Annotated in this window: 13 protein-coding genes; 5 read left to right on the top strand and 8 right to left on the bottom strand. The window is 65.6% G+C overall.

What is annotated here, in order from left to right:
* Window position 1 precedes the first annotated feature (1 nt).
* Window positions 2-718 (bottom strand): response regulator, encoded by a 717-nt coding sequence (locus AC5P6E_RS06060; RefSeq protein ID WP_019337245.1) that lies wholly within the window; start codon window positions 716-718, stop codon window positions 2-4.
* Window positions 719-765: 47 nt separating this feature from the next.
* Entirely contained in the window at window positions 766-1,323 is a 558-nt protein-coding gene (locus AC5P6E_RS06055) for a hypothetical protein (RefSeq protein ID WP_019337246.1), read from the bottom strand.
* A 236-nt stretch (window positions 1,324-1,559) separates the two neighbouring features.
* On the opposite strand from AC5P6E_RS06055, the gene AC5P6E_RS06050 reads away from it, so the two are divergent.
* Window positions 1,560-2,741, top strand: a complete 1,182-nt coding sequence (locus tag AC5P6E_RS06050) for an efflux RND transporter periplasmic adaptor subunit (protein ID WP_019337247.1) — start codon at window positions 1,560-1,562, stop codon at window positions 2,739-2,741.
* A gap of 2 nt (window positions 2,742-2,743) precedes the next feature.
* The gene (locus AC5P6E_RS06045) at window positions 2,744-4,687 is read left to right on the top strand and encodes a MacB family efflux pump subunit (protein ID WP_329834668.1); all 1,944 of its coding nucleotides are present in this window, start codon (window positions 2,744-2,746) and stop codon (window positions 4,685-4,687) included.
* A 25-nt stretch (window positions 4,688-4,712) separates the two neighbouring features.
* Here AC5P6E_RS06045 and AC5P6E_RS06040 read toward each other — a convergent pair whose 3' ends face one another.
* Both AC5P6E_RS06040 and AC5P6E_RS06035 read right to left on the bottom strand, forming a co-directional pair.
* Window positions 4,713-6,422, bottom strand: coding sequence for a sensor domain-containing diguanylate cyclase (locus AC5P6E_RS06040; RefSeq protein ID WP_329834670.1), 1,710 nt, complete (start codon window positions 6,420-6,422; stop codon window positions 4,713-4,715).
* A 233-nt stretch (window positions 6,423-6,655) separates the two neighbouring features.
* Entirely contained in the window at window positions 6,656-7,615 is a 960-nt protein-coding gene (locus AC5P6E_RS06035; protein WP_248853533.1) for a cation diffusion facilitator family transporter, read from the bottom strand.
* Window positions 7,616-7,841: 226 nt separating this feature from the next.
* Between AC5P6E_RS06035 and AC5P6E_RS06030 the strand changes: the two genes are divergently transcribed.
* Window positions 7,842-8,096: a hypothetical protein gene (locus AC5P6E_RS06030; RefSeq protein WP_248853532.1), complete on the top strand. Its 255-nt coding sequence runs from the start codon at window positions 7,842-7,844 to the stop codon at window positions 8,094-8,096.
* Between the two features lie 47 nt (window positions 8,097-8,143).
* Here the strand turns inward: AC5P6E_RS06030 and AC5P6E_RS06025 are convergent, their stop codons facing one another.
* The gene (locus tag AC5P6E_RS06025) at window positions 8,144-8,788 is read right to left on the bottom strand and encodes a TetR/AcrR family transcriptional regulator (RefSeq protein WP_495230771.1); all 645 of its coding nucleotides are present in this window, start codon (window positions 8,786-8,788) and stop codon (window positions 8,144-8,146) included.
* Window positions 8,789-8,911: 123 nt separating this feature from the next.
* Here AC5P6E_RS06025 and AC5P6E_RS06020 point away from each other — a divergent pair, with 123 nt between their 5' ends.
* Window positions 8,912-11,200 (top strand): TonB-dependent receptor, encoded by a 2,289-nt coding sequence (locus tag AC5P6E_RS06020; protein WP_478416100.1) that lies wholly within the window; start codon window positions 8,912-8,914, stop codon window positions 11,198-11,200.
* A gap of 17 nt (window positions 11,201-11,217) precedes the next feature.
* Window positions 11,218-12,114 carry a tyrosine-protein phosphatase gene (locus AC5P6E_RS06015; RefSeq protein ID WP_329834675.1) on the top strand — a complete coding sequence of 299 codons (897 nt, stop codon included), beginning with the start codon at window positions 11,218-11,220 and terminating at the stop codon, window positions 12,112-12,114.
* 100 nt (window positions 12,115-12,214) lie between these two features.
* Here the strand turns inward: AC5P6E_RS06015 and AC5P6E_RS06010 are convergent, their stop codons facing one another.
* Genes AC5P6E_RS06010 through AC5P6E_RS06000 form a run of 3 tightly spaced genes read right to left on the bottom strand, consistent with a single transcriptional unit; the run spans window position 12,215 to window position 14,981 of the window.
* Entirely contained in the window at window positions 12,215-12,472 is a 258-nt protein-coding gene (locus AC5P6E_RS06010) for a hypothetical protein (RefSeq protein ID WP_248853529.1), read from the bottom strand.
* Window positions 12,469-13,821 (bottom strand): TFIIB-type zinc ribbon-containing protein, encoded by a 1,353-nt coding sequence (locus tag AC5P6E_RS06005; protein ID WP_197597250.1) that lies wholly within the window; start codon window positions 13,819-13,821, stop codon window positions 12,469-12,471. The genes AC5P6E_RS06010 and AC5P6E_RS06005 overlap by 4 nt, the downstream gene beginning before the upstream one ends.
* 20 nt (window positions 13,822-13,841) lie before the next feature.
* The gene (locus AC5P6E_RS06000; RefSeq protein ID WP_049455166.1) at window positions 13,842-14,981 is read right to left on the bottom strand and encodes an SPFH domain-containing protein; all 1,140 of its coding nucleotides are present in this window, start codon (window positions 14,979-14,981) and stop codon (window positions 13,842-13,844) included.
* Window positions 14,982-15,042 lie beyond the last annotated feature (61 nt).

The following is a 15,042-nucleotide window of genomic DNA, read 5'->3' as shown; positions in this document are numbered from 1 at the left end:
CTCAGTCCAGGAAGCGGTAGCCGACACCGCGGATGGTGGCGGGAATGCCGATGACGCCTGCTTCCTCCAGCTTGCGGCGCAGCTTGCTGACGTGGCTGTCCACGGTGCGCTCCTGCGCATCGCCTTCCGGCAGGCAGGTCTGGAGCAGATCCAGCCGGCTGTGCACCATGCGCGGTGCGCGCGCCATGTGTACCAGCAGACGGAACTCGGTGAGCGTGAAACTCAGAGCATGCACGTGGTCATCGGTGCGCACGGTGACTTCATGGCTGCGCAGGTCGATCTCGAACGGCCCCTGCCGGATCAGCCCGTTGGGCTCTTCTGCAATGGGCTTCGCGCTACGGCGCAGCACCGCCTGGATGCGGGCGACGATCTCGGCGGGATTGAATGGCTTGGCCACGTAGTCGTCGGCACCGACGCGCAGGCCAGTGAGCTTGTCCACGTCCTGGTCCAGTGCGGTGAGCATGATTACCGGGGTGTTGCCGCGCCGGCGCAACTCGCTCAGCACCTGCCAGCCGTCCATCTTCGGCATCTGCACGTCCAGCAGCACCAGGTCGGGGCGCAGCTGGCGGTGGCTGGTGAGGGCGGCTTCGCCGTCGGCGGCGCGGGCGCTGCGCAGCCCGGAGCGGGCCAGGTAGGCGCCGAGAATGTCGGCGATTTCGCCTTCATCTTCGGCAATGAGCACCAGGGGCGCCAGGCGCGTGCGGGCATCGGATTTCATTGCATGCTGCGGTTTCAAGTAAGGAATGGGAAACGCCGGCGACGGTGTCATCGTGGCCGTTCCAGGGTCTGCGCTTCTTCGTGGGCGGCCCAGGCCAGGGTGGCCAGCACCAGCGTGTGCTGCAGGGCGGGCGCCAGTGTTGTGGTGGCGCGCAGGTGCTGTGCGAGCAGGGTCGATACGGCCGCAGGCAGCTTGCTCCACCGCGATTGCATGCCCGTTGCGTCCACCCGGTCCTGCAGGCGGCGGGCCATGCGGACCACGGCCCGCAGGCGCAGGGCAAGCAACGCGGCCACCAGGACAGCAGCCATCCCTGCTGGCATGAGGCTCACGTCAGCGGCGGAGGCGGACCAGGCCGCGAGGCCGATCAGCGACGCCGACGCCAGGGTGCCCGCGCGCGCCGAATGACCCGGGCCTTCGCTGCGGAACCACACCAGCGCGGCAGCACCGGCGCCCGCCAGCAGGGGCGGCGCCGGGTTCGCGCTGGCAAGCATCCAGGCACTGGTGGACGTCAGCACCAGCGCAAGCAGCCACGGCGAAGGCGCGCACCAGGCAAGGTAGGCGCGGCGGACATCGATGGGAGGCAGGTCTGGAAACGGGAAGGACACGGCGGCGGAGCAGTCGGCGAGGCCGACAAGGCTAGGGGCCGTTGATGGAGACTTGGTCGAGATTGTGTCGAGATTTCGTGGACGCGATCCGTGCCGTTCAGGAGCGGGCCCCGTGCCTGAACGGATGTGCGGCCTCCATGCAATCTCCACAGTGGCTCCAAGAAACATCCACCACTACCTTCCAGACTGCGGCTTCTGCGGTCACATCCGGTGGCTGCGTGCATGCGAGCTTTCCGATGAACAATCGCAGGACCTGGATCATTGCCGCAATCGTTGTACTTCTTGCAGGCAGCACCGGCGGGTGGCTGTTCGCCGAAGGTGATGATGCCGCGCTGATCACGGCCCCGGCAAGGGTGGCGGACCTGGAAAAGATCGTGCAGGCCGTTGGCCGGGTCAACCCCAAGGAACTGGTGGCGGTGGGCGCGCAGGTGTCGGGCCAGGTCACGCGCCTGCATGTGGCGCTGGGCCAGCGTGTGCACGCTGGCGACCTGATTGCCGAAGTGGATTCGCAGCCGCAGCGCATCGCCCTGCGCAGCGCCGAAGCAGCCACCAACACACTGCGTGCGCAGCACGCGGCCAGCCAGGCGCGTTACAGCCAGGCCCTTCGCACGTACGAGCGCCAGTCGCAGCTGGTGGCATCGCGGCTGGTCTCGCAGGAAGGCTTCGAAGCGGCCCGTGTGGCGCGCGATGCGGCGCGCGCGGAGGCCGCCGCGTTGCAGGCGCAGATCGACCAGGCGGTGACCCAGGTGGAGACCGCTCGTATCAACCTCGGCTACACCCGCATCGTCTCACCGTCCGACGGCTACATCGTGGCCATCGTCACCAAGGCCGGGCAGACGCTGAACTCGATGCAGACCACGCCGACCATCGTGATGCTGGCACAGATGGACACGATGACGGTTCGCACCGAGATCGCGGAGGCCGATGTGGAACTGATCGCGCCTGGCCAACCTCTGTGGTTCTCCACGCTGGGGCCGGGCGGACGCCGCTACGAATCGCATCTGCAGCAGCTTGAACCTGCGCCGTCGTCGATTGCCGACGTGGCCACCGGCAACACCGGCGGATCGGCGCAGACGCCGAAGGCGGTGTACTACGCCGGGCTGTTTGACGTGCCCAATCCAGGCCTGAAACTGAAGCCGTCGATGACGGTGAAGGTGACGATCCAGCTGGCGCGTGCCGCCAATGCGCTGCAGGTGCCGTTGACGGCAGTGTCCGAGCGCGACGACAAGGCGGGCAACCGTGCGACCGTCCAGGTGATCGATGCCAAGGGCCGCGCGCACGAGCGGGCGGTGACGACCGGCCTGCGCACCGCGACTGCGGTGCAGATCCTGTCCGGCCTCAAGGCGGGCGAGAACGTGGTGGTCGGGCAGGCGCCTAGCGGCGCGGAAGCCGAGCCCACCAGCCTGCTGGGGATGTGAACATGGCCGACGCGCTGCTGGAACTGCATGGCGTATCGCGCGCCTACCGCTCGGCCGCCGGCGAGGTGGTGGTGTTGAAGGACGTCTCGCTGCGCATCGAGGCGGGCGAGTTCATCGCCATCATCGGCCCGTCCGGTTCGGGCAAATCCACGCTGATGAACATTCTGGGCTGCCTGGACCGGCCAAGCGAAGGCAGCTACCGCGTGCAGGGCGCGGCAACCGAGCAGATGTCACCCGATGAACTGGCGCACCTGCGCCGCGAGCATTTCGGCTTCATCTTCCAGCGCTACAACCTGATGGAGAACCTGAGCGCCACGGAAAATGTGGCACTGCCGGCGGTCTATGCCGGCGTGGATGCCGATGCGCGCACCGCCCGTGCGCGCATGCTGCTGGAAACGCTGGGATTGGGTGAGCGCACCACGAACCGGCCCAGCCAGCTGTCCGGCGGCCAGCAGCAGCGCGTTTCCATTGCGCGTTCGCTGATGAATGGCGGCGCCATCGTGCTGGCCGATGAGCCGACCGGCGCGCTGGATCATGCCAGCGGCCGGCAGGTGATGACGGAACTCAAGCGCCTGCATGCACAGGGCCATACCGTGATCCTGGTGACCCATGATGCAGCGATTGCCGCGCACGCTTCACGCGTGATCGAGATCGCAGACGGTCAGGTCGTATCCGACCGTGGCATGGGTGATCCTGCGGTTGCACGCAGTGCCGCTGTGCCCGAGCGCCGTCCAGAACCGGCCGCCCAGCGCCGCGCGCGCCTGGATGCAATCAGGGAAGCTGCACGGATGGCGGTACGTTCGATGCTGGCCCATCGCCTGCGCACCCTGCTGACCATGCTGGGCATCATCATCGGCGTGGCTGCGGTGGTGACCGTGGTTGCGTTGGGCAAGGGCGCACAGGCACAGGTCGAGTCACAGATCAACGAACTGGGTGCCAGTACGCTGGACATCTTCCCGGGCGCGGACTTTGGTGACCCGCGCTCGGGCGAGATTGAAACGCTGGTGGTGGACGATGCCGATCACCTGGCCGCATTGAGTTACGTAGACAGCGTAAGCCCCAACCTGAGCGGTTCGGTGGCGGCACTGCAGGGCAACCGGCGCGCCAACACGCAGGTGCTTGGCGTGGGCGCTGATCTACCGCGTGTGCGCGGGCTGCGCCTGAAGGCGGGCCGGTTCTTCACCGATGCCGAGGTGGAGGCACATCGCGCGGTGGGCGTGGTCGACCAGAAGGCGGCCAAGGCATTGTTCAGCGGCAATCCGATCGGCGGCACGGTGCTGCTGGGCGGCATGCCGGTGGAAGTGATCGGCGTGGTTGGCCCCAACGCATTCGCCGGCGGAGCGACGCCGACGGTGTATGTGCCGTACACCTCCGCGTCCTCGCGTCTGCTTGGCAGCCAGCGGCTGGAGAGCATTACCGTACGCGTGCGGGATGACGTGCCAACCACCGCCGCTGAAGCCTCGCTGGGTGCGGAGCTGCAACGCCTGCACGGCCGGCGTGATTTCTTCATCTACAACGCCGACCAGATCCGCAAGGCGGTGATGAAGTCCAGCCAGACCATGGCGGCACTGGTTTCGGCCATTGCAGCGGTGGCGCTGGTGGTCGGTGGTGTGGGGGTGATGAACATCATGCTGGTGTCGGTGAAGGAGCGCGTGCGCGAGATCGGTGTGAGGCTGGCGGTGGGTGCCCGTCAGGGCGACATCCTGCGCCAGTTCCTGATCGAGGCCGTGTTGATCTGCCTGTTCGGCGGGGTACTCGGGGTGTTGTTCGCGTTGGCTGTGGGCGCCTTGTCCAGCCTGCTGTCGCTGGGGGTGCCGTTCCTGTTCACGCCTGGGCCGGTGCTCGCCGCGCTGGCATGTTCGTCTGCCATCGGGCTCGGTTTCGGCTACTTCCCGGCGCGCAGTGCTGCACAGCTCGACCCGATCCAGGCGTTGGCGGCGGAGTAGGATTGCACCCGCTGCGGGGAGAGTCTCAGGTTGCAGGTCGCGGGTGCGTGCGCACGCGTGCGCGCTCGCGGTAGAGGCGACTGTCGGCACGCTGCAGGGTGTCGGCCACCGACTCACCCGGCGCGTGGTGGGTCGCACCCAGTGAGAAAGGCGTGGGTGACCGACCGGCCTGCTGCGTATACCACTGCTCCAGCGCGGCCAACCGCCCCGGCTCCGGGCAGGTCAGCACCACCATGAACTCGTCGCCGCCCATACGCACTACGCTTTCCATTGCCCCCAATGGAGCGCGCAGGAAGGCGGCGAACTCGACCAGCACCGTGTCACCTCGCGCATGGCCCTGCGTATCGTTGATCTGCTTGAAATGATCCAGATCGAACATCAGGCAGGCCCAGGGTTGATCAACCAGCTCGTCCAGGCGCGGCAGGAAGCGGCGGTTGTAGCTCTGGGTCAGCGGATCCTTGAAGGACATCTCGCGCAGCTGCTGCTCCTGCATCCGCAGTGCAGTCACATCCTGTGCATGGCCCAGCACATAGGGTGGGTTCGCCTCACTGTCGAGCACGTTGTGATACGCCCAGAAATGGCGGGTGCCATCGGCAGCGATCAGTTCGATGACGCCGGCATCGGTGTGGTTGACCGTGATCCGCGCGAGATAGGCCTTGAATGCAGCACGCTTCTCGGGAGGCATCAGATCGCACAGGCTGCGCCCGATCATATGAGTCTCATCGAAGCCCAGCGACTGCACGGCCGCCGGGTTCACCGATGTCAGCACGCCCTCCAGCGTGTGCGTGCAGATCAGGCCGAGGCTGTAGTGGAACAGGCGCCGGTAGCGCGTTTCGCTCGCCTCCAGGGCATCCAGCGCGGCACGCTCCTCGGTGATGTCCTGGATGGCGCCGACCAGGCGAGGGTGCCCATCCACCTGCTGACGGCCACCGACCACCCGGGTCCAGATGGAGCGCCCATCGGCGGTGGTCATTGGCAGCTGCACTTCCCATGAGGTGCCTTCCTCGATGCAGCGCTGGACCGCGCTGCGGATGATGTTGCGACTGTCCTCCCGATAGAAGGACAGTGCGGTGTCGAACGTGGGTTGATAGTTGCCGCGCACGCCGTGGATCTGCTTGGTTTCGCGGGTCCAGCGCACTTCGTGGGAGAGCAGGTCCATCTCCCAGCCGCCCACCCGTGCCGCGCGGTTGGTGCGTTCCAGGAAGTCCTCGCTGCGTTTCAGTTCGCGGTGCAGTGCCTTGGCCTGGCCGACCTGTGCCATCAGGGTGCTGCGCTGTCCCAGCACCTGGGTGGTGACCCGCGCCAGATGCACCATCAGTTCGCGCTGCGAGGGCGACAGTACGCCCGGCATCGGATCGAGCAGGCACAGTGTTCCGATACGGGCACCCTGCGCCGACCCAAGCGAGATTCCCGCGTAGTGGCGGATGCGCGGGCCACCGGTCACCAGGGGGTTGGTGGAGAATCGCGGGTCCTGCCGGGCATCCGGGATCTCGAACAGTTCGTCCTGCTCGATGGCATGAGTACAGAACGAGATGTTGCGTGCAGTCTCGCTGACACCTTCAAGGCCGATATTGGCCTTGAACCACTGGCGCTCCTCGGCGACCACCGAGATCAGGCCCATGGTCATGCCAGTCGCTGCGCGGGCGGCAGCAACGATTGCATCGAACACCGGTTCGGCTGGCGTGTCGAGCAGGTGCAGGCGATCGATTTCAAGCAGGCGGTCGGCTTCGTCCATGGCGCTTTGCAGGGCTGGGTGGCGAGGGCGGCTTCGGCGGCTGTCAGGTACTACGCTAGTGCGCACCACGTTATGTATCGCTACGGTGAGGTGATGCCGACGTGACGCGCTTCCGCCTGCGTTTGCGAACTGCACGCGAGGGGTGAAAAAGCGTGACGGTGGTCGCGAACGAGCGCGCGCCGGCGGAGCTTGCATCGGAGGATCTGCAGGGCAAAGCGCGTACATAGACATCATCAGTCCGGTGCTGGCGGCGTGGCCAGTGCAGCGCGCCGGGCAGCATAGACCTCCGGCGTCTGCGGCTTGACGAACAGTGCCACCAATTCCGGAAACTCCTGCTTCACTGCAGTTTCGATGCGGGTGATGCAGGCCTCGATCTGCGGCGTGCGCCGGTCATCCTCGAATTCCGCGCTGAGCATGGCCACGACCTGCTGTGGTCCCATCTGCATGGTGGTCACGCCATTGGCGCGGCGCAGGTCTGGATCGGTTTCCGCCACGGCCATGATCCGCTCGGCCACGGCCGGGTGGGCCGGCTCACCTACCAGCAGTCCCTTGGTTTCGCGTGCGAGAAGAAAGGCGGTGGCGGCAAGCACGCCGGCGATGCACAGCGACGCCACACCATCAAGCACCGGCATGTCCAGGGCCTGGGCGGCCACGAGCCCGATCAATGCGAAAACCAGGCCCAGCAGGGCCGCGCTATCCTCCAGCAGCACGGTAAAGGTGGACGGGTCCTTGCTGCGGCGGAATGCTTCGAAGTAGCCAAGTCTGCCCTTGGTGCGCCGGAACTCACGCAGCGCCACCCACCAGGAAGCCCCCTCGAACAGGATGGAGATGCCCAGCACGCTGTAGCTCAACGCGTGGTTGGTAGCTGGCTCCGGCCGGCGGATGTGCTGGATGCCTTCGTAGGCCGAAACGCCGGCACCGGCGGCGAACACCAGCAGGGCGACAATGAAGCTCCAGAAGTACAGCTCGCGGCCATAGCCAAAAGGATGTACCGGGTCAGGGGCCTTGCCTGCACGACGCAGGCCGTAGAGCAGCAGCACCTCATTGAGGGTGTCTACCAGCGAATGCACGCCCTCGCTGAGCATGGCCGAGCTGCCGGAGATGCCTGCGGCAATGAACTTGGCGATGGCAATGGCCAGGTTGCCCGCGAGGGCGGCGTAGATGACCAGACGGGAACCGGTGGGGACTGACATCAAGGCAAGGGGGAGGGCAGGTGGATGCCTGATCTTCCGGACGGGGATGTTCCCGGGATGTGCAGGTGTCCGATGTGCCGGGGCCGGGCTGGCGCCTAACTGCCACTGCGATCAAGCCGGTTAGACGACGTGACTGCGGACGCCAGGCCCTACGCTGGGGTCAGTCCTCGTTGCCAACCCTGTTCGAAGCGACGTTGACCATTTTCCATAACCTGAAGAGACTTCGATGAATCACAAATTTCCCTGGTGCGCCCTCCTCATTCTGTTGCTCTGCGCCAGCGTCGCGCGGATCTCCAACACCCTCCTGCTCGCTGCGGGTGGCAAGTTTCTCGTAGCGGCAAGTGCAGCCCCGATCGCAAGCTGGGGACCCCCTGGATACGGGCTGCTGATCGTCATGGGGTTTCTTGCGCTGGCGTCCTGGTACTTCAGGGCGAGCGCGCAGGCCGCGCAGAAGGCTCTGCCGGCCCGCTTCTTCATCTGATACCACCGTTTGGGCCCGGGGTGCCGGCCAGCGGCCGGCACTACCGTTCAATCGGCCATCACGCGCCCAATGGCATCGGCCAGCAGGGCGCGTACCCGCGCCGGCGGCAGGTCCGGATCGCGCACGGCACGCATCGCCAGTCCCTCCACCAGCAACCGCAGCAACAGGGTGCGGCCGGCAATCCGTTCTTCGTCCAGCGCCCGGCCAAGGCTCGCATCACGCTGTCGCAGCCAGGCCTGGATGGCGGCGCTGGTCTGCTTGTCGTGGGTACGCAGCACAGCGGCCAGCTCCGGATCGCGATGGGCCTCGGCATTGATCTCCGCATACAGCGCAACGCTGGCAATCGCGTTGCCGTGAATCGGCAGTACCTCACCACGCGCCCATTGCTGGTAGCACTCCAGCAGCCCGTCGACCAGGTCGGAGGCTGCGGGCATCTCGCTGATCGAGGCCTGGTCGTGGCGCAGCTGGCGCTCGATCAGGGCCAGGATCAGGGCGCGCTTGTTGGCGAAATAGCGGTACATCAGCCCCTGGCTGATCTCGGCCTCGGCAGCGATGTCGCCGATGGATCCGGCATGGAAGCCGCGGGTGATGAAGCACTTCTGGGCGGCGTCGAGTATGCGGCGGCGCTGGGCCTCGGCATGGGCCGCAGCGGGATCTTCGGAGGTCGGGGCTGCGGTGGATTTCGGCGTCATTGCGTGAGGTCAGGGCGTCCAGAGGCGGGATAGTACGTCACAAAAGATGTGAATGAACGGTCATTCATTTGTAATTCCCGCCTCCCAGACTGCGCCGGCCTTCTCCTTCCGCGAATGAGTCCGATGCGCCACGCCACGTTGCACCGCCCGTTGCTCACCCTCGCCATCGCTGCCGCTCTGCCGGCGCTGGCCCATGCCGAAGAAAGTCCAACTGCGGATGCCAGCGCATCCGCTGATGCAGCGCGCACCGTGGTCGCCCTCGACCAGGTGATGGTGACCGCGCAGAAGCGCGCTACCAACCTGCAGGAGACGCCGATCTCGGTGTCGGTGGTCGATGCCGAAGCGCTGAAGGATCGCAGCGCGATCTCACTCGGCAGCCTGTCTGATGGTTCCATCCCGTCGCTGCGGGTCACACCGTTCGCCACCCGCAGTTCTGCACTGAACATCGGCATCCGTGGCATCGGCGCCTCCGGCGACGCCAACCAACCCGCACGCGATGCCGGCGTCGGCATCTACGTCGACGGTGTGTTCATGGGCCGTGCGCAGGGCCTGGGCAGCATGCTCTACGACGTGGAGCGCATCGAAGTGCTGAAGGGCCCGCAGGGCACGCTGTTCGGCCGAAATACCGAAGGCGGTGCGGTGAGCATCGTGACCAAGGCGCCGACCGGCGAGTTTGGCGGCAGCGTCAGCGCGGGGGTGTCCAACTTCAGCGGCTACAACAGCGCGCTGCACCTGGACCTGCCCAAGGTGGGCGATGTCAGCTTCAAGATCGACGCCGTGCAGGCCAAGCGCGGCGGCACCACCGACAACCCGATGCGCGGCGAGCGTGACTTCAACAGCTATGACAAGCGCGGCGCCCGCCTGAGCGCGCTGTGGCAGCCAAGCGATGACTTCTCGCTGCTGTACGCCTTCGACCGCTCCTACGATGCCACCACGCCGTACCACACCCAGGTGCTGGCATCGGGCGCCTACCTCAGCCCGCTGCAGAAGGCCGGTGCCAGCCAGGACCGTCGCGGCAGCGCCATCCTGGGTGGACCGCAGGAAGACAACATCGGCCGCACCAGTGGCCATCTGTTGAACCTGTCGTGGGTATTGAATGACAACCTTGAGCTGAAATCGATCAGTTCCTACCGCGAACTGACCCAGGGCCAGTTCGACATGGGCCTGGTCGATGCGATTTCGGCCTACGGCGGCGCCGGCACGCCCTTCGGCCGTTACAGCCTGGCGCAGGTCTACCAGCACCAGTACAGCCAGGAGCTCCAGCTGATCGGCAACACCTCGCAGGTGCAGTTCCTCGGCGGCGCGTTCTACTACCACGAAACCGCAGGCGACAACGCGCAGACGCCGAACATGCTGGTGTGGGGGCCGGGCGGCAACAGCTATACGGTGAACCCGGCGACCAGCCCGCTGGATCTTTCCCGTGTACGGATCGACCGCGCCAGCAAGGCGTGGACCGACAGCCTGGGCGTGTTCGGCCAGGCCACGTGGACGCCCGAAGCGCTGCAGCGACTGCACCTGACTGCCGGCGGTCGCTACACCCGTGACGACAAGAAGGGCAGCCTGTACATCGTCAATGGCGCGGCAACGAACCTTGCGTTCAAGGACCGCTGGAGCCGCTTCGACCCGATGGTGAACATCGCCTACGACCTTGGCGAGCACGCAATGGTCTATGCCAAGTACAGCACCGGCTTCAAGGCCGGCGGTGCCAACTCGCGCTCGACCAATTACACCGCTTTCGGTCCAGAGGAAGTGACGGCCTATGAGCTGGGCTTCAAGTCTCAGTTCTGGGACAACCGTGCGCGCCTGAACCTGGCGGTGTTCGATTCGACCATCGCGCACAAGCAGATGGACTTCTCGCTGCCGTTCGACCCGAACAGCGGTGAAACCCGCACCACCATGGTCACCACCAATGCGCTGAGCGATGGCAAGTCCCGGGGTGCGGAGCTGGAGTTCAACGTGATGCCGATGGACAACCTCACGCTCGGCCTCAACTACGCCTACACGAAGATCGATGCGCAGACCGCAACGGACCCGTTCGGCGCCGGCGTGCAGGTGACCGTGCAGCCGCTGCTGGCCCCGAAAAATGCAGGAAGCCTGTCGGTGGACTACCTGGTGCCGTTCGCCAACTTCTCGGCACTGAAGTTCCATGTGGATGGCAACTGGTCCGATGGCTACTACTCCAGCGAGTACGACCAGATGCTCACCGACAGCTCCTTCGTGGTGAATGCACGGGTGGCACTGGTGGATGTTCCGGTCAACAGCACCGGCACCACGATGTCGTTCTCGTTGTGGGCACGCAACCTGCTCGATGAGCAGCACCTGTTCTACAAGATCAACAGCGCGGCGCTGGGCCAGAGCGGCATCTTCAACGACCCGCGTACTTTCGGCCTGGAAATGGCCGTCAATTTCTGATTCGAACGGAGAGCCCCATGAAGATCCGCCATACCGAACTCGCCCTGGCCCTGATGCTGAGCCTGCCGATGGCCGCAACCGCGGTTGCCGCCGACGCATCGCAGGCGGCTTCCACGAAGGCGACGACCGCCGCCAATGTGAAGCCTGTCGCCGCCGACACACAGCGGGTGATTCCGCTGCAGGGCGCCTGGAACGTACGTACGTTCGCCGGCCTGCAGGGTCGCCACGGCCCGATTCCAGCCAATGCGTTCGTGCGTACCGCCGACCTCGGCCGCCTCACCGATGCCGACCGTGATGCCCTGGTCGCCGCGGGCGTGAAGCTGGACATCGACCTGCGCACCGCCGATGAGGAAGCACAGTCGCCGGACCTGCTGGCCGGCGATGATCGTTTCGATTATCAGCGCATCTCGCTGATGGGCACCGAGAAGATGGACCTGCAGAAGATGATGGCCAGCTTCCCGGATTCGTTGGGCGAAGCCTATGTGCAGTGGCTGGACCACAGCCAGCCGCAGTTCAAGCAGGTGTTCCGGCGCATCGCCGCGCAGCAGGATGGTGCGGTGCTGTTCCATTGCACGGCCGGCAAGGACCGCACCGGCATCATCGCCGGCCTGTTGCTGGACCTGGCCGGCGTGTCGAAGGCCGAGATCGTGCACAACTACGCGATCTCCGCGCATTACCTTGAAGGGCAGCCGAAGGACAGCGCGATGAACGCGCAGATCATGGCGCTGGTCAAGCGGAACCCGGAGATCGGTCGCAAGATGGCGGGCATGGCCGGTACTGCGCCGGACAACATGGAGCAGTTTCTGGCGGCGCTGCACAGCCAGTACGGTGGAGCGGAGGGCTACCTGAAGGCGATCGGGGTCAGCGAGCAGGAGATCCAGCAGTTGAAGGCGCGGCTGGGGCAGGCCGGCTGACAGGTAGTGCCGGCCGCTGGCCGGCTCCCCTTTGACGTCCAGAGACCGAAGGGATGCCGGCCCTCGGCCGGCACTCCCCGCCGCCAGGCATGGCCTGGCGCTACCGTTCGGGCTTCACCCTTACTACCCGTTTCCGGTACTCGTACACGTTGTCACCGCGGATGCGCTTCTCCTCGGTGCCGGTGACCCGGCCGACTTGCTGGTCCGAACCAGTGACTGGCTTGGCCTCGATCTCGGTCTCGTGCTCGAAGGAGTGCGATTTGTCGGTGTTGCGGTAATAGCGGTACAACGCCCAGTACAGCGCGGTTGCGCCGGCCGGACCTGCCGCCAACAGCCAGAGGCCACTGTCGTCGCTCATGTCGATGCCACCAGGAAGGCAATTGCGAGGGCTTCAATGACGGTGCCGGTGGCCAAGGCCGCCAGCAGCATCTTCCATTGCTGCACGGGCACGCTGCCCATGGTTTCGCCGGTACGGCCGTTCACTGCGATGTAGTGCAGCATGCCGCCGTTCTTGCCGGGCTGGTGGTACGAATACAACCACACCGGCAGGTACATCGACACCCAGCGGGTGCCATGCACCTCCAGTTGTTCCTGCTCCCAGCGCACGCCACGGTTGTAGCGCTTCACCGAACCTTCCACCTGTGCGCGGGCAATTGACAGCAGCTGGTCTTCCAGCCGCGGCCGCAGCTTCTCCACGTCGAGGTTGCGCTTTTCAGAGGTGAAGCCGGCCAGGTACGAAGCGTTCCATTTCACCGCGTTCTTGGTATCGAACGGCAGGATGGTGTTGATGATGTTGTTGGTGTTGGCGCGGGTATCCAGATTGCCGCGCTCGGCCGAGGATTCCAGCGGAAGGTCATCCACGGTGAAATCGACCTGGCGTTCGACCTGGTAGACGTCGGCGTCATACAGGGTGCGCTTGTTTTTCTCGCTGCCTACGGTGTACTGCCGGGTCTGGATCTCGCCCTTGCCGGCCACGGCCGCGCTGACATTGCTGTCGACGATCATGTAGGGCAGGAACACGCCCACCACGTTCTCGGGGGTGAACTGGTCCTTGAATGCCTTCAGCGCGAACATGCGGCGCTTGTCGACGAACTGGCGGATGCGCGCGACCGCATCGTCCTTCTTGATATGGAAGGGCAGCACCGCGTCGGGCACCGCGCCGTTGGCGATCTGCTCGTTGACGCCGAAGACGTGGCGGCACCAGTGGCAACGCGCCGTCATCGTACTCTCGGTATTGACCGTGACTTCGGCGCCGCAACCGGTGCATTTGAACGTCATCAGTGCCGAGGTGTCGGCATCGATGTCACGCGCACCGGAGGCGATGACCGTACCGCGCAGCTGGTCGATGGCTTCGCCAAGGCCGAATTCTTCCTCGACCCGCGCGCCATGCCATTCGTGACGGCAGTACAGGCAGACCAGGATATCGGTCCCGGCTTTGGGCCGGATGTCGGTGGCGCCGCACTTCGGGCAGCGGTTGAGACCGTCCTTCAGCTCGCTGGCCGAGGTATCGATGGCCACAGGATCGGGCGCTTCCACTTCATCGCGGATGGCCTGCGGCAGTTTGGAGGTGTCCAGCGGGAAGCTGCCGGGCAGGGGAGGGACGTCCTGCGGCGAACCGGGCCCATCCAACGACGCCGCCGGCAAGGGTGGCGGCGTCGTGGGCGCGGATCCGGGCAGCGGCGGTGGGCCGTTTCGGGGATCGGACATGTTGGGTGTACGTCCTGCCGTTACAGGCCCAGTGCCTTGGCCTTGAGCGCGTCGTAATCGCTCTGGGTGATCAAGCCCAGATCGAGCATTTCCTTGGCCTTCTTCAGCTTGGCGACCGGATCGTCGGCCGCCGGGGTGGCCGGCTGCTGCATGCCGCCGACACCGAACATGCCAGACGCCATGCCGACACCGACCAGACCTGCCGCGCCGCCGTTTTCGCCGGCCGACTGGATGCCCTGGGCGACGCTGGCCTGCAGGTTGGAATTGCCGCGCGAACCGGACAGCGCATCGGCGCGCTGCACGGTCTTCAGCAGCTCGCGGGTGTTGGCGTCGTACTCGATCGAGACGATGGCGGTCTTGACGATGGCCAGGCCGCGGTCGGACTTCCACTGGTAACCCTGTTCGACGGCGGCCGACAGGCTCTGCGCGAAGCCCAGCGAGTCCTGCTGCAGCTTGGTGATGCGGTTGCCCTTGCCCGGATCGTTGGTATACAGGCTGAAGGCCGGCGCCAGCGAACCGACCACTTCATTGAACAGCTGGCTGGCGGCGGCGTTGTCCAGATCGGTGAAGTCGAACACCTGGCCCGGCTGCAGGTAGCTGGCCGGCACGAAGTTCTTCACAAACAGGATCGGGTCGACGATCTTCAGCGTGTACGAGCCACGAGTGACCGCGCCTACCTGGGTGTTGAGGAAACCGTCGTCCCAGTAGATTTCCGACTGGGTGCCGAAGCGGTTGTCCGGCAGTTCCTTCAGCGAGACGAAATAGGCCGCCTGCTGCGAACCCGGCTGGCCGCCGAACTTGAAGCGTTCCCAGCTCTGCTTGATGAAGGTGCTGACCAGGCCGTCGCCGGCGAAGATCGACTGCGAGTTCAGATCGTCCGAGCGCCACTCGTAGCCACCCGGTTCGGCGACGAACGCGGTGATCGCGCCGTCCTGGAACAGCAGCAGGCCGTAGCCCTCCGGCACGATGATCTTCGAGCCGTTGCTGATGATGTTGGACGAGCCGCTGGTGTTGGAGCCGCGGCCGGCATTGGTGCCCTGCGGCACCGCCGCGAACAGGGCGGCCGTGGACGGCAGGCCCGCCGGCACGGTGTAGAAGTCCTTCCACTGGTCGGCCAGCACACCGCCAACCGCACCCTTCACCGCCTGTACCAGACCCATGACCAACTCCCTGTGATTCGAAGGCAGGCACCATGCCTGCCGAGCTGGACTGAATATAGCA

The organism is Stenotrophomonas sp. YJH_SMC_16, from assembly GCF_059367875.1.
Note: the sequence above shows the minus strand (reverse complement) of the source record. Positions and strands in the feature narration are given on the sequence as shown.